Origin of the sequence: Janthinobacterium sp. 344 (assembly GCF_900112025.1) — a bacterium.
GTDB lineage: Bacteria > Pseudomonadota > Gammaproteobacteria > Burkholderiales > Burkholderiaceae_D > Janthinobacterium.
This window is the reverse complement of the sequence record NZ_FOKL01000004.1, coordinates 51997-72284: the sequence shown is the minus strand read 5'-3', so window position 1 is coordinate 72284 and position 20288 is coordinate 51997. Positions and strand designations below refer to the sequence as shown.

The window sequence follows — 20288 nt, the reverse complement described above, 5'->3', positions numbered from 1 at the left end:
GGTGCGTTTCTACACGAAACAGAAGGCCGTGACGCAGCGCTGGCCCGCCTCGACGGCGGCGGGCGCCGAGTTTGCCATGCCGACCCTGAAGTAATTCCGCCGTAACATCGGCTGGTTCGTTTCTTGCTTACTGCAATGCTTGTGTTTAGCCATTGCAGATCGCTTCCATGACGCCCAGCCGTACCCCGCCCGCGCTTGAGCGCCCCTTGCGCATCGTTGTCGTCAATACCATCGTCGAGCACGGCGTGCACGCCGATGCGGCATTGGCGGCGCAAGTGCAGCGCGGCAATGCCTTGCGCATCGGCTTGCTGGAATCGGGCTTCGACATCGTCGCCTCCCTGCCAGCCGACCTCTACCTTCCCGAGCGCATCGCGCAGTTGCAGCCCGACCTCATCATCATCGACGCGGAATCCGATGCGCGCGACGTGCTCGAGCACATCGTCATCGCCACGCGCGACGAGCGCCGCCCCATCGTGCTGTTTACGGAAGATGGCGCCACGGCCAGCATCGACGCGGCCATGGCGGCCGGGGTGTCCGCGTATATCGTGGCTGGCTTGCATGCCGAGCGTATCTTGACTGTGCTGAACGTGGCGCTGGCGCGCTTTCGCCAGGATGAAAAACTGCGCGCCGAATTGCTCGACACGCGGCACAAGTTGCAGGAACGCAAGGTCATCGAGCGGGCCAAGGGCCTGTTGATGACGCACCATGGCTTGACGGAAGACCAGGCTTACCAGCGCTTGCGCAGCATGGCCATGAACAAGAAACTCAAACTGGCCGAGATCGCCCAGCGCATCCTCGACGTCGAGGACTTGCTGGGATGACACGGCACGCTTATTTTTATGACAGATGCTGGTGCAGCGCACTGAATTGGTGCGATGGTGCCGTTGGCGTTCAACAAAGGAAACGGGTATGACTGAGCAAGCAGGCGGCAGCGCCCAGGTGATGCGCTCCATGCAGCCGGAAAAACAACTGATACGCATCGGCTATTTGCCGCTGGCCGATTGCGCCTCGCTGGTGATGGCGTCAAAGCTGGGCCTGGATGAAAAATATGGCATCAAGATCGAGCTGAGCCGCGAGATGTCGTGGGCCGGCGTGCGCGACAAGTTGAACAGTGGCGAGCTCGACGCGGCCCACGTATTGTACGGCCTCGTGTATGGCGTGCAGATGGGCGTTGGCGGACAGCAGCACGACATGGCGGTGCTGATGAACCTCAATCACGGCGGCCAGGCCGTGACCCTGTCGACGGCCCTGGCGCGCGAAGGGGGCCACGATGGGGCCTCGCTGGCGCGCCATATGCGCGCGGCGCGGCGCCCGTTTGCTTTTGCGCATACTTTTCCGACGGGCAACCACGCGATGCTGCTGCAATACTGGCTGGCCGCGCATGGCATCGATCCGCTGCGCGACGCGCGCGTGATGACGGTGCCGCCGTCGCAGATGGTGGCCGCCTTGCGCGCCGGCCAGATCGACGGTTTTTGCGCGGGCGAGCCGTGGGGCTACAAGGCCATCGTCGATGGCGTGGGCGTGACGGCCGCCACCAGCGGCGCCATCTGGCCCGAGCATCCGGGCAAGGTGCTGGGCACCAGCGCCGCGTTTGCGCGCCAGCACCCGCATGCGTGCCGCGCCCTGATCGCCGCCGTGCTCGATGCGGGGCGCTGGATCGACGCCAGCGACGAGCACCGGCTGGCCACGGCCGCTACCCTGGCCGCGCCCGCCTATCTGCAGACGCCGCAGGAAATGCTGGCGCCGCGCATCCTCGGCCATTACCAGGATGGCCTGGGCAAGACGTGGCACGAGTCGCACGGCTTGCGCTTCCATCATGACGGCGCCGTCAATTTCCCGTATTTGTCCGACGGCATGTGGTTCATGACCCAGCACCGGCGCTGGGGCTTGCTGCGCGAGGAACCCGATTACCTGGCCGTGGCGCGCCAGGTCAACCGCATCGACCTGTACCGCCAGGCGGCGGAAATGACGGCGACGCCCGTACCGAAGGCTCCCATGCGCAGCTCGACCCTGTGCGATGGCGTCGTGTGGGACGGCAGCGCGCCGGAAGCGTACGCGGCATCGTTTGCCATCGGCCATTTTTTCTGACGGGAGATTGCATCATGGCGCAATGTGGAAGCGTAACCCTGGTGGGCGCCGGTCCCGGCGACCCGGACCTGCTGACAATCAAGGCAGTAAAAGCCATCGCACGGGCCGACGTGGTGCTGATCGACGACCTCGTCAACCCGGCCATCCTCGCGCATTCGGCACCAGGCGTGCGCGTGGTCGAGGTGGGCAAGCGGGGCGGCTGCGCCTCCACGCCGCAAGCCTTCATCGAGCGGCTGATGCTGGCCGAGGCGCGGGCGGGCCTGCACGTGGTGCGCCTGAAAGGGGGCGACCCGTATCTGTTCGGGCGCGGCGGCGAGGAGCGCGCCTATCTGCGCAGCCACGGCGTGGCCGTCGAGGTAATACCCGGCATCAGCAGCGGCCTGGCGGCACCCGCATCCATCGGCGTGCCGCTGACGCACCGCGGCTGGAGCCAGGGCGCCATTTTCGTCACGGGCCACGGCAAGGATGGCGCGTCCGAGCCGAATTGGACGGCCTTGGCGCACAGCAAACTCACCCTCGTCATCTACATGGGCGTGGCCAGGGTGGCCGCCATCCAGGCCGGCTTGCTGGCGGGCGGCATGGCGCCGGGCACGCCCGTGGCCGTGGTGCAGTCGGCCAGCCTGCCGGCGCAGCGCCAGTTGCTGAGCACCTTGCAACGATTGCCCGACGATCTGCTGGCCAGCGGCCTGGGCAGTCCCAGCATCATCGTCGTGGGCGAGGTGGTGCGCTGCGCCGATGCCTGGGACGACCATGGCGCCGGCGCCTTGCTGGCCGCCTGCGTCTGAGCCTGCCAGCGCCTAGCGGATCGGCAGCGCCACGGGACGGATGGGCGCCGCGTCGCCGCCGCGGAATTTCAGCGAGGCGCCGATGAAGGCAAACTGGTACACCTTGTCGCGCGACAGCGCTTCCAGGTCGACCAGTTCCAGGATGGGCGTGCCCTGCTGCGCCAGCAGGTAGGTGTGCACGGGCAGGTAGTTGCCCGGCACTTCGGAGGGAAACGCTTCGAAACTGAGGTTGTCGGCGCCCACCACCATGGCGCCGCCATCTTCCACGAGGAACTTCGCCGCGTCGAGCGACAGGCCGGGCGGATTGGCCATGTACGCTTGCGCCTGCTCATAGTGCCGCATGCGGCCCGTGCGTATCAGCACCACGTCGCCCTGTTCCAGCGTCACCTTCTGTTGCGCCAGCGCCGCGCGCAAGTCTTGCCGCGTGACGCGGTAATTGTCGGGCAGTTGCTGGAGTCCCTTGGCCACGGCCACGTCGATCAGCACGCCGCGCGCGACGATGGGCGGCAGCTTTTCCGCGCCCGTCACCGTCCAGCCCCGGTCGCCCAGGTGTTGTTCCTCCGTGAAACCGTTCCAGATCTTGCCGTTCAAGCCGAAGTGGTTGAGGGCGTCGATATGCGTGCCCATGTGCGCATACATGGATACGGCCGAGCCCGTGTAACTGACGTGGCGATTCATGGCGTCGCCCACCTGCATCGAGTCGGCCACCACGTTGCCCTTCGGCGTGTGCGTCATCCACATCTGGTAGGGCGGGTCGCCGGCCGCCTGCCAGCTGGGCATGCCGACATAGAAATCGACGGCCAGGTCATAGCTCTTGCCGCCCTCGATGCGGGCCAGGATGGCGGCGCGCGAGGCGGGCGTCATCAGGTTCAGGCGGCCGATCTCGTCTTTCGGGCCCCAGGGGCTGATGCCCACTTCGGGCAGGGCGGCGGCCGGCGTGGCCGCCTGCGTTGGGCAGGCCAGCAGGGCCAGCAGCAGGGCGGTCAGGGTGGCGGATGGTGTGAACATGGGTGCTCCTTGCGTGACATGAATGAAGAAGCCGCCATCATATTGTTTTCCATCTCAATGATAATCAGCGATAAAATAATAAGATATTTAACCAGATGGAAAGAATCATGGATGTCCTGGCGCACATGCGCGTGTTTCGCGCCGTGGTCGAGCGCGACAGCTTCAGCAAGGCGGCGCAGGAATTGAACCAGTCGGCGGCCGCCATCAGCAAGCAGGTGCGCCAGCTGGAAGCGCGCTTGGGCACGGTGCTGCTGGTGCGCACGACGCGGCGCATGAGCTTGTCCGACGGCGGGCGCGCCTACTATCTTGAATGCTGCCGCCTGCTCGATGAAATCGCCGCGCTGGAGGTGGCCACGCGCGGCTGTGCCGGCAAGGTGGCGGGGCGGCTGCGCGTGAATGCGCCGCTGTCGTTCGGCCTGACAGTGCTCTCGCCCCTGCTGCCCGTGTTCATGCAGCGCTATCCCGACGTCAGGCTCGAGATGACCCTCGACGACCGCCTGCGCGACGTGGTGGGCGAGGGCTATGACGTGTCCCTGCGCATCCGCGCCGCGCTGGCCGATTCGAGCCTGGTGGCGCGCCGCCTGGGCGAGGTCGAGCAAATGATCTGCGCGGCGCCCGATTATCTGGCGCGGCGCGGCACGCCGCTGCGGGCGCCGGACTTGCACGGCCACGATTGCCTGGCGTACCGGCTGGCGGACAGTCCCGGCGTCTGGCAGCTGGACGGTCCGGAAGGCGCCAGCAGCGTCGTGCTGCCCGTGCGTTTTGCCGCCGACAGCAGCCTGCTGCTGGCCGACATGCTGGTGGCCGGCATGGGCGTGGGGGCGCTGCCGTCGTTCATCGCCGCGCCGCTGCTGGCCAGCGGGGCCCTCGTGCGCGTGCTGCCGGCGCATGGCATGGCCAGGCGCGGCGTGTATGCGCTGACGCCCGACGGCCGCCACGTGCCGCAAAAGGTGCGCGCCTTCTGCGATTTCCTGGCGCAGCAATTGCAGGCGGCATAGGCGCATGGTGTTTGCCTGTGCAACCATTGCACGGCCTTTTTTTCGTCCGCAGACGCGTGGCGCAGGGGCTTTGATAGTATCCTCGTGCTATACGGAATTGCGCCCCACATTCGAGGAACCGGAATAAGCGATCGATAATGCACACTTTGAGCAAGGGCGGGACGGTATCAGGCATCGGTATCTGGGCGGGAGGCTTGCTGCTGGCGCTGGCGGTGGGCGGCGCCCTGTATGCGGGGGCGGCGCGCACGGTCAACGACGATGCCGAGCAGCGTTTCGACAATCTCACGCACGGCGCCCAGCATAGCCTGGCCACGCGCGTAAAAAGCTATTCCGACCTGCTGCGCGGGCTCGAAGCGCTGTTCCGCACCAGCGACCAGCTGACGCGCCGGCAATTCCACGATTACGTGGCCGGCCTGGATATCCGGCGCCAGTTTCCCGCCATCGAATCGGTCAACTATGCGGTGGCCGTCACGCCCGCGCAGCGCGCCGCCTACATCGAGGCCGTGCGCCTGGACCGCAGCCTGGCGCCGGACGGCTATCCCGCCTTCACCATCCGTCCGCCCGGCGAACGGCCGCAATACACGGTGCTCACTTACCTGGAGCCCGATTCGCTGCTGACCGAGCGCATGGGCGTCGACATCGGCGCCAATCCGCTGGTGGCGCAGGCGCTGAACCAGGCGCGCGACAGCGGCGAAGTGAGCGCGTCGGGACAGGTGATCATGATCAAGGGACCGCCCGCCCACGTGGGCCTGGGCATGCGCCTGCCCGTGTACCGCAACGGCATGCCGCAGGGCAGCGTGGACGAGCGCCGCGCCGCCTACCAGGGTTCCGTCGGCATCGGCTTTGGCGTGGCCCAGCTGGTGCACAGCGCGCTCGAACGCAGCGCGCTCGAACCGCTGCACCTGACCCTGTACAGTGCCGCCGACCCCTTGCCGGCCGCTGGCGTGCTGCGCATCACGCCGCAGGACCGCCTGCTGTTCAATGATGACGGCGACCTGGCATCGCCGCCGCAGGCGGGCAGCGATGCCGCGTACTTCGACCAGGTGCTGCCCATCGTGTATCAGGGCGGCCTGTGGAAAGCCCATTTCCGCGTGCGCAAGGCGGAGCTGTACAGCCCCTTCGACCGCTATTTTCCGTGGCTGGCGCTGGCCGTCGGCTTTGCCGGCACCCTGCTCATTTATGGTTACATCTATACCCTGTACCGTTCGCGGCGCAGCGCCGTGGCGCAGCGCACCCTGCTCGATACGGTGCTCGACAGCGTCGATGCCTATGTCTACATGAAGGATGAAGAGCTGCGCTATCGCTACGTGAATGCGCGCACGGCGGCCATCCTGGGACGTTCGGTGCAGCAGGTGATCGGCCGCCAGGACAGCGAGTTGATGCTCGGCGATGCGGCCGCCGCCGCGCAGCGCACGGAGCGCCAGGTGTTCGACAGCGGCGCCAAGTTCGTCGGCGAGGAGCGCTTCGTCGACGCGCAGGGCCAGGTGCACCACCTGTGGAGCGTGAAGGTGCCGCTTGGCTTGCCCGGTCCCGTGACGGGCCTGATCGGCCTGTCCACCGACGTGACGGAGCTGCACCGGCTGAAGGAGCAGGCCGACGCGGCCAGCCAGGCCAAGAGCGACTTCCTGTCGAACATGAGCCATGAAATCCGCACGCCGATGAACAGCATCATCGGCATGGCGCACCTGGCGCTGAAGTCCGTGGCCGACGTGCGCCAGCGCGACTACCTGCAGAAGATCTACCATTCGGGCCAGCATCTGCTGGGACTGATCAACGACATCCTCGACTTTTCCAAGATCGAGGCGGGCAAGCTGGAACTGGAAGTGCTGGACTTCCGCCTCGATACCCTGCTGGCGAACATCGCCAGCCAGCTGGGCGACGCGGCCGCCGTCAAGGGCCTGGTCCTGCAGTTCGATATCGCGCCGGACCTGCCGCAGCGCTGGCGCGGCGACCCGCTGCGCCTGGAGCAGGTCTTGCTGAACCTGGCCAGCAACGCCATCAAGTTTTCCGACAACGGCAGCATCTACGTGCGCGTGCGCCAGTCCGAGGAACGCGCCAGCCATACCCTGCTGCGCTTCGAGGTGCAGGACCGCGGCATCGGCATGAAGCAGGAAGAGGTGGCGCAGCTGTTCCGCTCCTTCCACCAGGCCGACCCGTCGACCACGCGCCGCTACGGCGGCAGCGGCCTGGGACTGGTGATCAGCAAGCAGCTGGCGGAACTCATGGGCGGCAAGGTGGGCGTGTACAGCCAGCCCGGCCAGGGCAGCACCTTCTGGTTCACGGCGCGCCTGGAAAAATGCGTGGAGGCCAGCGACGACGGCATCGCCGAGGTCGAGCCGGAAGTGCTGGACGTGATCCGTGGCGCTTCCATCCTGCTGGTGGAGGACAACGTCTTCAGCCAGCAGGTGGGCTGCGAACTGCTGGAAGACGCGGGCGCCACCGTCTGCGTGGCCGGCAACGGCCGCGAGGCGCTCGACCTGCTGGCGCGCCAGCGCTACGACTGCGTGCTGATGGACGTGCAGATGCCGGAAATGGATGGCTTCGAGGCGACGCGCCGCATCCGCGCCGATCCGCGTCTGGCCGGCCTGCTGGTGATCGCCATGACGGCCAACGCGGGCAGCGAGGACCGCGCCCGCTGCCTGGCGGCGGGCATGGATGAATTCGTGACCAAGCCGATCGCGCCCAACCTGCTGTTCCATCTGCTGGCGAAATGGTTCCGCCTGCGCGGCGGCATAGGCGGCATGGGCGGCGCCCAGCCCGCGGGCCGGGCCGGCGCGCTGGCGCCGCCCGCGCGCGCGGTACCCGAACGGCGCGACACGGCCATCCTCGACCTGGCCACCCTGGCGCTCACGTTCAGCAATGACGCCGTCAAGATGCGCAAGTACGCCCAGCTGTTCCTCGACACGGCGCGCGACGGCATCGCCGAGATGGAGCAGGCCATGGCGCTGCAAGACCTGGGACGCCTGGCCGACCTGGGCCACCGCAGCAAGTCGTCCGCGCTGGCCGTGGGCGCGCATGCGTTTGCCGCCCTGTGCCAGTCGATCGAAGGCTTGCGCCTGGGCGGCGACCTGCTGCAGGCGCGCGCCCTGCTGACGGCCCTCGGTCCGGCGCTGGCACAGGTGGCCGAACAAATTTCACTGGAATTTGCCACCAGCGACACCCCCTGACGCGGGCAGCGGCGATAATACGCGTTTGACGCCTGCTGCCACCCGGCCGCAGGCGCCGCAACCCATCGGAACAGCATGCAATCTACCGTCACGCCCGGCCTCCTCATCCTGCATGGCAATCAGCTGGAACAGCTGCGCGCCGCCGTCTTCCAGTGGCTGCGCAGCCACCCGTTGGCGCCGCTGGAAACGGACATTTTCCTGGTGCAGTCGAACGGCGTGGCCGAGTGGCTGAAGATCGCCCTGGCCGAAGAGATGGGCGTGTGCGCCGCCACGCGCATCGCCTTGCCGGCGCGCCTGCTGTGGGAAAGCTACCGCGGCATGCTGGGCCGCGAGCGCGTGCCGCGCGTCTCGCCCTTCGACAAGTCGCCGCTGACCTGGCGCCTGATGCGGCTCTTGCCATCGCTGCTGGCCGACCCCGTGTTTGCGCCGCTGCGCTATTTTCTCGCCGACGGCGATGCCGAGCGCCGCCTGCAGCTGGCCGAGCGCCTGGCGGACTTGTTCGACCAGTACCAGGTCTACCGCGCCGACTGGCTGGCCGACTGGGCGGCCGGACGCGACCAGCTGCGCACGGCGCGCGGCGAATCCATCGTCCTGAAGGACGACCAGCGCTGGCAGGCGCAGTTGTGGCGCGCCGTGGCTGCCGACGTCGAGGCCTTCGAACGCGATACGGGCCGCGCCGACATCCATGACGCCTTTTTGGCCGCGATCGCCGCCGGCGACGCGCCCGTTGGCAAGCTGCCGCGCAGGGTGGTGCTGTTCGGCGTCTCGGCGCTGCCGTACCAGACCTTGCAGGCGCTGGCCGCGCTGGCGCGCCACACGCAGGTGGTGCTGGCCGTGCCCAATCCGTGCCAGTTCTACTGGGGCGACATCATCGACGGGCGCGACCTGCTGCGCGCGGCCAATAAACGCCAGCGGCAGCGCAACGGCGCCGACCTGGCGCAGATTCCGCTGGAAGAACTGCATGCGCACAGCCATCCGCTGCTGGCCAGCTGGGGGCGGCAAGGGCGCGACTTCATCCGCATGCTCGATGAATTCGACGAACACGCGCATGCCGAAGGGCGCGACGACAGCCTGCGCATCGACCTGTTCGGCGAAGAGGCGGGCGAGACCCTGCTGCAGCAGGTGCAGGTGGCCATCCGCGAACTGCGCCCGCTGGCCGAACATGCGCAAACGCCACCCGACGCCGGCGACCGCTCGATCGAATTTCACGTGGCGCACAGCGTGCAGCGCGAAGTGGAAGTGCTGCACGACCAGCTGCTGGCCATGTTCGCCCACAGCGCCGAGACGGGCCTGCGCCCGCGCGACGTGGTGGTGATGGTGCCCGACATCGACACCTTCACGGCCGCCATCCACGCCGTCTTCGGCCAGTACCGGCGCAACGACGAGCGCTTCATTCCGTTCGAGATCGGCGACGTGAAGGACCGCAGCGTCAACCCGCTGCTCGTCGCGCTCGAATGGCTGCTGCAGCTGCCGCAGCAGCGCTGCCGCCAGAGCGAGGTGCGCGACCTGCTCGACGTGCCGGCGCTGGCCGCCCGTTTCGGCTTGCAGCCGGACGACCTGGCGACCCTGGGCGCGTGGATCGAGGGGGCCGGCGTGCGCTGGGGCCTGGACCAGCAGCACCGCAGCGGCCTGGGACTGGGTGCGGCGGGCGAACAGAATGCCTGGATCTTCGGCGTGCGGCGCATGCTGCTCGGCTATGCCAGCGGCGGCGGCGCCAGCTTCCACGGCATCGAGCCGTATGCGGAAGTGGGCGGCCTCGATGCGGCGCTGGCGGGGTCGCTGGCGCAGCTGGTCGAGGCGCTGCTGCACTGGCGCGGCGTGCTGGCCGGCACGCGCACGCCGGCCGAATGGGGCGAGCAGGCGCGCGCGCTGCTGGCCGCCTTCTTTGACGCCGACGACGAGGGCGACCGCCTGACCCTGGCGCAGCTGGAAGGCGCCTTGCAGGGCTGGCTGGAAACCTGCGGGCACGCTGGCTTTGTCGAGCAGGTGCCGCTGTCCGTGCTGCGCGTGGCGTGGCTGGGGGCGCTCGACGAGCCGACCCTGAACCACCAGTTCGTCTCCGGCGGCGTGACCTTCTGCACCCTGATGCCGATGCGCGCCGTGCCGTTCCGCGTGGTGTGCCTGCTGGGCATGAACGACGGCGACTTCCCGCGCCGCGCGCCGAAGGCCGATTTCGACCTGCTGGCGCTGCCTGGCATGGCGCGTCCCGGCGACCGCTCGCGCCGCGACGATGACCGCTACCTGATGCTCGAAGCCCTGCTGGCCGCGCGCGACAAGCTGTACGTGAGCTGGGTGGGGCGCAATGTGCGCGACAATTCGGAGCAGCCGCCGTCCGTGCTGGTGTCGCAGCTGCGCGACTACCTGGCCGCCGGCTGGTCGCTGGACCGCCATTTGGCGAGCCTGACGACGGAGCACGCGCTGCAGCCATTCAGCCGCCGCTATTTCGAGGCGGGCGGCTTGCTGACCTATGCGCGCGAATGGCGCGTGGCGCATGCCGATGCGGCCGATGCCGATGCTGGCTTGCCGGCGCCCGAGGAGCTGCCGCTGGGGCCTTATGAACTCGATCCCGGCACGCGGCTGAAGCTGGGCGAGCTGGCCAGCTTTTTGCGCCAGCCCGTCAAGTATTTCTTCCGCCGCCGCCTCAGCGTGCACTTCGCCGATGCGGCCATGCTGGGCGAGGACGAGGAGCCGTTCGGCCTGAACGCGCTCGAGCGCTATCTGCTGGAAGACACCATGCTCGACGACGGCGGCGCCGTGGAGGCGCTCGACGACGTGCGCGCCAGCCTGGAAGCGCGCGCGCAGCGGCTGGCGCGCGAGGGCGTGCTGCCCATCGGCCTGATCGGCCAGCAGGTGCAGGCGCAGCTGGTCGAGGCGCTGCTGCCCGTGCGCAGCGCGTGGCTGTCCTTGCGCGCCTCGTTCCCGCAGGCGGCCGAGAAGCGCGCCATCAACCTGCCGTTTGGCGAACTGCAGATCGACGACTGGCTCGACAGATTGCGCAGCAACGGGCGCGACACGGCCTGGCTGATGCAGATTTCCTCGAAGGTGACGGACAAGGGCGGCCTGGCGCGCGGCGACAAGCTGATGCTGATGTGGCTGCGCCAGCTGGCCGCCGCCGCCATCGATTTCCCCGTCACCGGCTACCTGGTGGCGCGCGACGCCATCGTCAGCATGGCGCCGCTCGATCCCGCCAGTGCGCGCGAGGCGCTGGCCACCTTGCTGGTGCTGTGGCGCGAAGGCATGAACCATCCGCTGCCCACGGCCTGCAAGACGGGCCTGGCGCTGGTGCAGGGCGGCGACCCGCGCGCCGTCTACGATGGCGGCTTCGAGCTGTCCGGCGAACGCGAGGAACTGTGCCTGGCCCGCCTGTGGCCCGAATTTTCCGCCCTGGCGGCCGACGAGGCGTGGCAGGACTGCACGCGCGAGCTGTATGGCCCGCTGGCCGACTGGCTGCAGGAACACATCACGATCGACCCGATCAGCGCGCCCGATGACGGCGCCGGAGAAGAACAATGACGAGCCATCTGCTCAATCCCCTGGCGTTCCCGCTGCACGGCTCGCGTCTGATCGAAGCCTCGGCCGGCACCGGTAAAACCTGGACCATCGCCGCCCTGTACGTGCGCCTCGTGCTGGGCCATGGCGACGACGACAGCCGTTTTACGCGGCCGCTGCTGCCGGCCGACATCCTGGTGATGACGTTTACCCGCGCCGCCACGCGCGAACTGTCGAACCGTGTGCGCGAGCGCCTGATCGAGGCGGCCGCCTATTTTCGGCACGAAGTTGGCATGGCATCCGGCGGCAGCGATCCTTTCCTCGACGCCTTGCTGGAATCGTATCCGGACGAGAGTGAACGGCAAAAGGCCGCGCACCGGCTGATGCTGGCCGCCGAGACGATGGATGAAGCGGCCATCTTCACCATCGACGCGTGGTGCCAGCGCATGCTGCGCGAACACGCGTTCGACAGCGGCAGCCTGTTCGACGAAGAACTGGTCAGCGACGAGCAGGCCCTGTTCGAGGATGCGGCCCACGATTACTGGCGCCAGCAGGTGTACCCCCTGTCGCCGCAGGCCCTGGAGGTGCTGCTCGATTGCTGGCCCGACGTGGAGGCGCTGAAAAAGGGCGCGCGCGACCTGGCGCGCCGCGCGGACATCATGGGCATGGCGGCCGAGGAGCCGTTGTCCGCCCTGATCGCGCGCGAACAGCGGGCGCTGGCCGCGCAGCTGGCGAGCCTGAAGGCGGGCTGGGTCGAGCGCGTGGAGCGGATGGCCGCCTGGATCAACGAGCACCGCGCCGTCAATCCCAAGTGCTTTAACGGCGTCAAGATGAAGCCGGAGAACCTGGCGAAGTGGTTCGACGGCTTGCGCCGCTGGGCGCAAGACCCCTTGCTGCTGCAGCCGGCCATCACGGCCAAGGCGTGGGAGCGCCTGACGCCGTTCGGCATCGAGGATGCGTTCGCCAAGAGTTTTACCGCGCAGGTGCCCGAGTGCTTTGAACACACGGAGGCGCTGGGGATTGCCCTGGCGGCCCTCACGCCGCTGGCGCACACCCTGCACCTGCATGCGGCGGCGGCCATCGCGCGGCGCATGGATCAGTTAAAACGCCAGTCGCGCCAGTTCGGCTTTGCCGACATGCTGCAGCGCCTGCACGACGCGCTGGCCGGCGACAACGGCGCGGCCCTGCGCCAGCGCATCATCGACCAGTACCCGCTGGCCATGGTCGATGAATTCCAGGACACGGCGCCGGCGCAGTACCAGATCTTCAATTCCCTGTACCGCATCGCCGACAACGACCCGGCACTGGGCCTGTTCCTGATCGGCGACCCGAAACAGTCGATCTACGGCTTTCGCGGCGCCGACATCCAGAGCTACCTGGCGGCGCGGCGCGCCACGACGGGGCGCCACTACCAGCTGGGCACCAACTACCGCTCGACGGCGCCGCTGGTGGCGGCCGTCAACCAGCTGTTCCTGCACGCCGAGCGCGCCGAGGTGCCTGCTGGCGCCTTCCGCTACCGCAAAGGAGGCGAGAATCCGCTGCCGTTCGAGGCTGTCGACGCCAAGGGCCGCGCCGAATACCTGGTCACAAGGGATGGCGCCATGCCGGCGCTGCTGGCCGCCTGTGCCAGCGACGAAGGGCTGCGCGGCGACAGCTACCGCGAGTATTTCGCGCAGCACTGCGCCGAACATATCGTCGCCATGCTGGGCGACCCGCAAACGGGTTTCGACGGCCCCGGCGGTTTTACGCGCCTGCAGCCGGCCGACGTGGCCGTGCTCGTGCGCGATCGCAAGGAGGCGGCCGCCATCCGCCGCGCGCTGGCGCGCCGCCGGGTCGCCAGCGTGTATTTGTCCGACAAGGATTCCGTCGTCGACAGCGAGGAAGCGGCCGACGTGCTGCGCTGGCTGGCGGCGCTGGCCAATCCGCTCGACGGGGGACTGGCGCGCGCCGCCTTCGCCACGCGTACCATCGGCCTGTCGCTGGGCGAACTGGCGCGCCTGTCGAGCGACGAGCTGGAATGGGAACGCCGCGTCGAACAACTGAAGGCCCTGCACCTGATCTGGCAGCGCCAGGGCGTGCTGGCCATGCTGCGCCGCTTCATCCACGAACTGCAGTTGCCCGCCATGCTGCTGCAGCAGACGGGCGGCGAGCGGCGCCTGACAAACCTGCTGCACCTGGCCGAACTGCTGCAGTCGGCCAGCCGCCAGCTCGATGGCGAACAGGCGCTGATACGCTGGCTGGCCGAACAGATCGCCGGCGAGGGCGAAAGCGGCGACGAGCGCGTGCTGCGCCTGGAAAGCGATGCGGAGCTGGTGAAGGTCATCACCGTGCACAAATCGAAGGGCCTGGAATACCCGCTCGTGTACCTGCCGTTCGCCGTCACGGCGCGCAAGGTGGACAAGCGCAACCGCAGCTTCTTCGAGTATGCGGGGGAAAACGGCGAACGGCGCATCGACCTGTCGCTGTCCGACGACGCCATGGCGGCGGTGGAAGAGGCGCGCATCGAGGAAGACTTGCGCCTGCTGTACGTGGCCCTGACGCGCGCGCGCCACTTTTTGTGGCTGGGCGTGGCCGCGCTGGCGGCGCGCAAGGCGGGCGAAAACACCTTGCACGAATCGGCGCTCGGTTATTTGCTGACGGGCGGCGAGAAGCTGCCGGCGGACCAGCTGCCGCTGCGCTGGCAGCAGGTGGCGGGCAGCTGCGACGCCATCTATGTCAGCGCGCTGGCGCAGCCCGATGCGTGCACGGTGCTGGACCGCATCGAGCGCCGTCCTGAATTGCGGCCCGCACCCGTGTTCGCGGGCGAATTCGAGCGCGACTGGTCGGTGGGCAGCTTTACGTCGCTGACGCGCCAGATCGGCGCCGTGGCCAGCGCCCACGTGCCGCAGCGGGCGCTGGAAGAGACCTTGCTGGAAGATGGCTCCGGTGTCGTCCCGGCCGCGCCGATGCAGCTGGGCGACGCACCATGGCACCGCTTCCCGCGCGGCTCCGTGCCCGGCAATTTCCTGCACGAGCAGCTCGAATGGATGGGTGGCGAAGGCTTTGACTGCGTCCATGACGACAGCTTCGCCACGCGCCTGGCCGCGCGCTGCGAGCGGGCGGGCTGGGGCCACCGCCAGGAAGACGCCATCGCCTGGCTGACGGCGGTGGCGACCACGCCGCTGCCGCTGCTCGATGCGCCGCTGTCGCAGCTGGACAGCACCCTGTCCGAGATGGAGTTCTGGTTCCCCAGCGAGCACCTGTCCACCGAGGCGCTGGACAAGCTGTGCACGCGATTGCTGCTCGATGGCGCGCCGCGTCCCGTGCTGCCACGGCGCCAGCTGCACGGCATGCTGAAAGGCTTCGCCGACCTGGTCATCGAAAGGGACGGGCGCTACTGGGTGCTCGACTACAAGTCGAATGCGCTGGGCGGCAATGATGCGGCCTACCACACGCCGGCGCTGGCGGCCGGCATGGCGCAGCACCGCTACGACATCCAGGGCGCCATCTACATGCTGGCCCTGCACCGCCTGCTGAAGAGCCGTTTGGGTGACGCGTACGACCCGGCCGAGCACCTGGGCGGCGCCATTTTCCTGTTCCTGCGCGGTATCGCCAACACGGATACGCACGGCTGCTACTGGCTGGCGCCGCAGCGGGAACTGCTGGACGGCCTCGATCAACTGTTAGAAGAAACGGAACACCATGCAGCATAGTGAACAGATGAATGCCTTGTTCAGCCACGTTGACGGCGTCGCGCAGGACGGTCATCTGCGCCGCCTGAGCGCCGCCTTTGCGCGTTTCATCGCCAGTCTGGACGAGCAGGCGCCGGACGCCCCCGCCGTGGCCGTCGCCTGCGTGGTGCTGTCCGAACTGGAAGGGCGCGGCCACAGCTGTCTGATGCTGGGCGACCTGGCCAGCGAACCGTCGCAGCTGCTGGGCTGGAGCGAGGAGCTGTGGCACGCGGTGCTGGCCGTGTCCGGCCCGCTGCCGGCATCGCTGGACGGCTGGCGCGCGCTGCTGGCGCGCGCGCCGCAAGTGTGGCAGGTGGGTGCGCCCGACGTGCGCCAGCCGCTGGTGCTCGATGGCGACCGCCTGTACCTGCGCCGCTACTGGCGCGACGAGACCCTGGTCGGCGAGAAGATCGCCGCGCGCGCGCAGGATTTGACGACGCCGCCGCCGGCGCAGGTGCGGCAATGGCTCGACATCCTGTTCGACCAGCCCACGCACGATGGCGGGCCGGACTGGCAGAAAGTCGCCTGCGCCATCGCCTTGCGCGGCAAGGTCGCCATCATCACGGGCGGTCCTGGCACGGGCAAGACGTATACGGTGGCGAGCCTCTTGACCCTGCTGTTTGCCGTTTCGCCGCAGCCGGAACAGCTGCGCATCGCGCTGGCCGCGCCCACGGGCAAGGCGGCCGCGCGGCTGAAACAGTCGATCGACAAGGCGCTCGAAGGACTGGCGGCGAAGGCCGGCGACGCGCTGGCGCTGCTGGAACTGGCGCGCCGCATGGGCGCCGCGCGCACCCTGCATAGCCTGCTGGGCGCGCGGCCCGATACGCGCGCCTTTGCCCACCACGCGGGCAATCCGCTCGATGTCGACGTGCTGATCGTCGACGAAGCGTCGATGGTGCACCTGGAGATGATGGCCTCGGTGCTCGACGCCTTGCCGCCCGCGGCGATATTGATCCTGCTGGGCGACAAGGACCAACTGGCGTCCGTGGAGGCGGGCGCCGTGCTGGGCGACTTGTGCCACGACGCGCAGGCGGGCGGCTACACGCCAGCCACCATCGCGTATGCGCAGGCAGCCAGCGGCGTGGCCATTCCCGCCGCCTTCGCGGGGACGGCGGGCGCGCTGGCGCAGCAGACGGTGATGCTGCGCCACAGCCACCGTTTCAGCGGCCCGATCGGCGAGCTGGCGCTGGCCGTGAATGGGGGCAGGCCCGACCTGGCCAAGGCCTGCTTCGCCGGCGACAGCGGCGGCCAGCTGGCGTGGAGCGTGCCGGCGCAGCAGGAAGACGTGCTGCGCCTGGCCTTGCGTGGCAGGAGCGATGCGCCGGGCGGCTATCAGCCCTACCTGGAACTGGTGAATGCGGGCGAAGAGGGCTATGCGCGGCACGACGACTGGGTGCGCGCCGTGCTGCACAGTTTTGAATCGTTCCGCATCCTGTGCGCCGTGCGCGAGGGCGAGTGGGGCGTGGCCGGCCTGAACACGGCCATCGAGCTGCGGCTGGAAAAGGAAGGCCTGATCCGCCGCGGCGAGTGGTATGTGGGCCGGCCCGTGATGGTCACGCGTAACGACTACGGCACGGGCGTATTCAACGGTGACATCGGCCTGACCCTGCGCGACCCGGCGCGGCCCGGCTCCCTGCGCGTGTACTTCCTCGAAGGCGAGAACGTGCGCAGCGTGCTGGCCACGCGCCTGCGCCACGTGGAGACGGCGTTCGCCATGACGGTGCATAAATCGCAGGGCTCGGAATTTCGCCACACGGTGCTGGTGCTGCCGCAGGAGGGCGGCGCCATGCTGGCGCGCGAACTGGTCTACACGGGCATCACGCGCGCGCGCGACTTCTTCACCCTCGTCTCGCCCACGCAAGCCGTGCTGGTGGACGCGATTCTGCGCCGCACGCAGCGCGCCAGCGGGCTGAGAGGGTTGATCGGCTGATGGCTTGATGGGGGCGGAGACGCGTTTCTGCAAGGAAATATATTTGTTGTATTCCGAATATTGATGATTTTTGTTCCGATTTTTATGTGAAAATGCTTTCGTAGATGAAGTAGTGCGAAAGCACTGTTTCACGCCAATAAAATCGAAACGAGGAGTCCATCATGTTGTCTTCCCTTCGCACGCGGCTGGTGCTCATTTGCGTGGCCATCGTCGTGCTGTCCATGCTGGCCTTGTCGGTCGCCAATTACGTCACGACGCGCAACAGCATGCTGGCCTCGGCCGACCAGCAGATGCAGCAGCTGCTGCAAAGCCAGTCCGCCGTGCTGGCGCAGTGGGTCGATGGCAAGAAAAAAGTCATGGCCTCGATCGTTATGTCCGCCGACACCCCCGAGCCGCTGCGCGCCTTCCAGATCGCGGAAAAGGCGGGCGATTTCGCCGAAGTGTTCATCGGCTATGCCGACAAGCGCTCGGTGTTCACCAAGCCGGGGCGCCCGGCCGATTTCGATCCGACGGCGCGGGCCTGGTACACGGACACCGTCAAGGCGGGCGTGCCGATGCTCACGCCGCCGTATGTGGACGCGGCCAGCCACCAGCTGGTGGTGTCGTTCACGGCGCCCGTGGGCCCGCAAGGGGCGCTGACAGGCGTGGCGGGCGCCGACGTGCTGCTCGATACGGTGATCGCCAACGTGGTGGCGATCAAGCCCACGCCGCACAGCTTTGCCTTTTTGATCGACCAGGGTGGCAGCGTCATCGCCCACGCGAACAAGGCGCTCAGTTTGCAGCCCGTGTCGAAGCTCGATGCCAGCCTGTCTGCCGCGCAGATCAACCGCCTGGAAAGCGCGCGCCAGAGCGAGGCCGTGCGCCTGGATGGGCGCGATGGCATGCTGTACGTCACGCGCGTGGCCGGCACCGATTGGCTGCTGGCCGTGGTGCTGGACCAGCAGGAAGCCATGCAAGCGTTGCAGACCATGCTGACGACGGCCAGCGTCACCGCCGTGCTGCTGACGGCGCTGGCGGCGGCGTTGCTGTCGCTGCTGGTGTTCAAGATGCTCAAGCGCCTGGAACTGGTGCGCGATGCGCTCGAGGATATCGCCTCGGGCGAGGGCGACCTGACGCGCCGCCTCGACGCGTCGGGCGTGGATGAACTGGCGCAGATCGCGGGCGCCTTCAACCGCTTCATCGACAAGATCGCCGCCGTGCTGGTGAAGATCCGCACGGCCAGCGAATCGGTGAAGGAGTCATCAATGGAAATCGCCGCCGGCAATCAGGACCTGTCGTCGCGCACGGAGCAGCAAGCCAGCTCGCTGGAAGAGACGGCCGCCTCGATGGAAGAGCTGACTTCCACCGTCAAGCAGAATGCCGACAATGCGCGCCAGGCCAACCAGATGGCCGTGTCCGCGTCGGATGTGGCCAGCAAGGGCGGCATGGTGGTGGCGCAGGTGGTCGATACCATGGCGTCGATCAACGACTCGTCGAAGAAGATCGTCGACATCATCAGCGTGATCGATGGCATCGCCTTCCAGACGAATATCCTGGCCTTGAATGCGGCCGTGGAAGCGGCGCGCGCCGGCGAACAAGGACGCGGCTTCGCCGTGGTGGCGACGGAGGTGCGCAGCCTGGCGCAACGCTCCGCAGGCGCGGCCAAGGAAATCAAGCTGCTGATCGATGACTCGGTGGAGAAGGTCGACACGGGCGCGCGCCTGGTCGACGAGGCGGGGGCGACGATGCAGGAAATCGTCGACAGCGTGCGCCGCGTTACCGATATCATGGGCGAGATCACGTCCGCCAGCGTGGAGCAGAGTTCCGGCATCGAGCAGGTGAACCAGGCGATCGCGCAAATGGACCAGGTGACGCAGCAGAACGCGGCTTTGGTGGAAGAGGCGGCGGCCGCGGCGGAAAGCCTGCAGGACCAGGCGACGACGCTGTCGCAGGTGGTGGGCGTGTTCAAGCTCGATGACGGGCCGGTCGCCGTGCAGCCGCCGGCCAGGCCCGTGGTGCGCGCGGCCGTCGCGCCGCGCATCGCCAGCCGCCCCGCAGCGACGGCCGCCGCCAAGCCCGAACGCAGCGAGGAGTGGGAAACGTTCTAAGCGGCGCTCAGGCGCGCCGGGGCGCCAGGGTCGGCGCCATCTGCTTGGCCACCTCGAAAAAAGCGTTGGTGGCGGGCGTGTTCTGGCGCCGGTCGCGCACGGCCAGGCCCACCTTGCGACTGACGGGCGGATTCAAGGGCAGGGCCACCAGTTCCGGATACTGCTCCTTCAAGCGCTGCGGCAGGGCCAGTTCGGCGACGATGGACAGGCCGTCGCCGCGGCTGACCATGTCGAGGATGGTGATGACCTGGCTGATGCGGTAGGGCACGTGCGGCTGCAGGCCCGCGTTGGCGAACAGCGGCTCGATCAGGCAGGCGCAGCCCGCCTCGGACATGATGAACGGCCCTTCGCACAACTGGGCCAGGGTGATGGTCGTCAGCTGTGCCAGCGGGTGGCTGCGCGGCACCAGCGCCATCATCTGGTCTTCCACCAGCGGCGCCGTATCGAAGCGCTCGTCGGGCAGCACGACGAAGCCCACGTCCACGCGGCGCTCGCGTATCCACTGCACCACTTCATGGTCGGCCCCTTCGTCGATGCGCAGGTCGATGCCCGGATAGCGCAGGCGGAACTGGGCCGTGATGGCGGGCAGCAGGTTCAACGACGAGGTGGGACCGAAGGAACCGATGCGCAGGGTGCCCTGGCGCTGGCCCAGCACGTCGGCCGCTTCCTGGCGCATGGCTTCGGACAGGCCGAGGATTTCGCGCGCGCGCACCAGCAGCTGGCGGCCCACGTCCGTCAGCTCGGCCGAGGCCTGGTGGCGCACGATGAGGTCCACGCCCATCTCCTTTTCCAGCGCTTTTAAGGCATGCGAGACGGCGGACTGGCTGATGCCCAGCTGCGCGGCGGCGGCGGAAAAGCCGTGCAGCTCGGCCACCAGCGTAAAAATTTCCAGTTGCGTGAAGGTCATGCTTGTGGCTTTCCTGTGCTATGAGTATTTGCTCATTATTTCATGAGTTGATATTAGTATTAATATATAAGTGTACAGCAGGTACACCACCCGCCGCGCAAGCGGCTTCACAGGATATT

General features: G+C 67.9%; 11 protein-coding genes. 9 read left to right on the top strand and 2 right to left on the bottom strand.

Annotated elements, in window-relative coordinates; all coding sequences use genetic code 11:
• Nucleotides 1-167: 167 nt before the first annotated feature.
• The 3 genes from BM193_RS12675 (at nucleotide 168) to cobA (ending at nucleotide 2873) form a co-directional block, all read left to right on the top strand.
• Entirely contained in the window at nucleotides 168-821 is a 654-nt protein-coding gene (locus BM193_RS12675; RefSeq protein WP_092802252.1) for an ANTAR domain-containing response regulator, read from the top strand.
• 88 nt (nucleotides 822-909) lie between these two features.
• Nucleotides 910-2088, top strand: a complete 1179-nt coding sequence (locus tag BM193_RS12670) for a CmpA/NrtA family ABC transporter substrate-binding protein (protein ID WP_092802255.1) — start codon at nucleotides 910-912, stop codon at nucleotides 2086-2088.
• 14 nt (nucleotides 2089-2102) lie between these two features.
• Nucleotides 2103-2873, top strand: coding sequence for a uroporphyrinogen-III C-methyltransferase (gene cobA / locus BM193_RS12665; protein WP_092802258.1), 771 nt, complete (start codon nucleotides 2103-2105; stop codon nucleotides 2871-2873).
• A 12-nt stretch (nucleotides 2874-2885) separates the two neighbouring features.
• Here the strand turns inward: cobA and BM193_RS12660 are convergent, their stop codons facing one another.
• Nucleotides 2886-3881 (bottom strand): cyclase family protein, encoded by a 996-nt coding sequence (locus BM193_RS12660; RefSeq protein WP_092802261.1) that lies wholly within the window; start codon nucleotides 3879-3881, stop codon nucleotides 2886-2888.
• Nucleotides 3882-3988: 107 nt separating this feature from the next.
• Between BM193_RS12660 and BM193_RS12655 the strand changes: the two genes are divergently transcribed.
• From BM193_RS12655 to BM193_RS12630, 6 genes are all read left to right on the top strand, one after another.
• On the top strand, nucleotides 3989-4879 hold the full coding sequence (locus BM193_RS12655) for a LysR family transcriptional regulator (protein WP_092802264.1): 891 nt from the start codon (nucleotides 3989-3991) through the stop codon (nucleotides 4877-4879).
• Nucleotides 4880-5016: 137 nt separating this feature from the next.
• The gene (locus tag BM193_RS12650; protein WP_092802267.1) at nucleotides 5017-8046 is read left to right on the top strand and encodes a CHASE domain-containing protein; all 3030 of its coding nucleotides are present in this window, start codon (nucleotides 5017-5019) and stop codon (nucleotides 8044-8046) included.
• A 75-nt stretch (nucleotides 8047-8121) separates the two neighbouring features.
• Entirely contained in the window at nucleotides 8122-11559 is a 3438-nt protein-coding gene (recC, locus tag BM193_RS12645; protein ID WP_092802270.1) for an exodeoxyribonuclease V subunit gamma, read from the top strand.
• The gene (gene recB, locus BM193_RS12640) at nucleotides 11556-15227 is read left to right on the top strand and encodes an exodeoxyribonuclease V subunit beta (RefSeq protein ID WP_092802273.1); all 3672 of its coding nucleotides are present in this window, start codon (nucleotides 11556-11558) and stop codon (nucleotides 15225-15227) included. Before recC ends, recB begins: the two co-directional genes overlap by 4 nt.
• The gene (gene recD, locus BM193_RS12635) at nucleotides 15217-17175 is read left to right on the top strand and encodes an exodeoxyribonuclease V subunit alpha (RefSeq protein ID WP_092802276.1); all 1959 of its coding nucleotides are present in this window, start codon (nucleotides 15217-15219) and stop codon (nucleotides 17173-17175) included. The genes recB and recD overlap by 11 nt, the downstream gene beginning before the upstream one ends.
• 161 nt (nucleotides 17176-17336) lie before the next feature.
• Nucleotides 17337-19262, top strand: coding sequence for a methyl-accepting chemotaxis protein (locus tag BM193_RS12630; protein WP_092802279.1), 1926 nt, complete (start codon nucleotides 17337-17339; stop codon nucleotides 19260-19262).
• A 7-nt stretch (nucleotides 19263-19269) separates the two neighbouring features.
• Here BM193_RS12630 and BM193_RS12625 read toward each other — a convergent pair whose 3' ends face one another.
• A complete protein-coding gene (locus tag BM193_RS12625) occupies nucleotides 19270-20169 on the bottom strand; it encodes a LysR family transcriptional regulator (RefSeq protein ID WP_092802282.1) in 900 nt (299 codons plus the stop codon).
• Between the last annotated feature and the right edge of the window lie 119 nt (nucleotides 20170-20288).

Excerpts from the sequence above, each read along its gene's own strand:
- BM193_RS12655 (WP_092802264.1), top strand. The coding sequence starts at position 3,989 with ATGGATGTCCTGGCGCACATGCGCGTGTTTCGCGCCGTGGTCGAGCGC.
- cobA (WP_092802258.1), top strand. The coding sequence starts at position 2,103 with ATGGCGCAATGTGGAAGCGTAACCCTGGTGGGCGCCGGTCCCGGCGAC.
- BM193_RS12675 (WP_092802252.1), top strand. The coding sequence starts at position 168 with ATGACGCCCAGCCGTACCCCGCCCGCGCTTGAGCGCCCCTTGCGCATC.
- BM193_RS12650 (WP_092802267.1), top strand. The coding sequence starts at position 5,017 with ATGCACACTTTGAGCAAGGGCGGGACGGTATCAGGCATCGGTATCTGG.
- BM193_RS12625 (WP_092802282.1), bottom strand. The coding sequence starts at position 20,169 with ATGACCTTCACGCAACTGGAAATTTTTACGCTGGTGGCCGAGCTGCAC.
- BM193_RS12670 (WP_092802255.1), top strand. The coding sequence starts at position 910 with ATGACTGAGCAAGCAGGCGGCAGCGCCCAGGTGATGCGCTCCATGCAG.
- BM193_RS12660 (WP_092802261.1), bottom strand. The coding sequence starts at position 3,881 with ATGTTCACACCATCCGCCACCCTGACCGCCCTGCTGCTGGCCCTGCTG.
- recC (WP_092802270.1), top strand. The coding sequence starts at position 8,122 with ATGCAATCTACCGTCACGCCCGGCCTCCTCATCCTGCATGGCAATCAG.
- recD (WP_092802276.1), top strand. The coding sequence starts at position 15,217 with ATGCAGCATAGTGAACAGATGAATGCCTTGTTCAGCCACGTTGACGGC.
- BM193_RS12630 (WP_092802279.1), top strand. The coding sequence starts at position 17,337 with ATGTTGTCTTCCCTTCGCACGCGGCTGGTGCTCATTTGCGTGGCCATC.
- recB (WP_092802273.1), top strand. The coding sequence starts at position 11,556 with ATGACGAGCCATCTGCTCAATCCCCTGGCGTTCCCGCTGCACGGCTCG.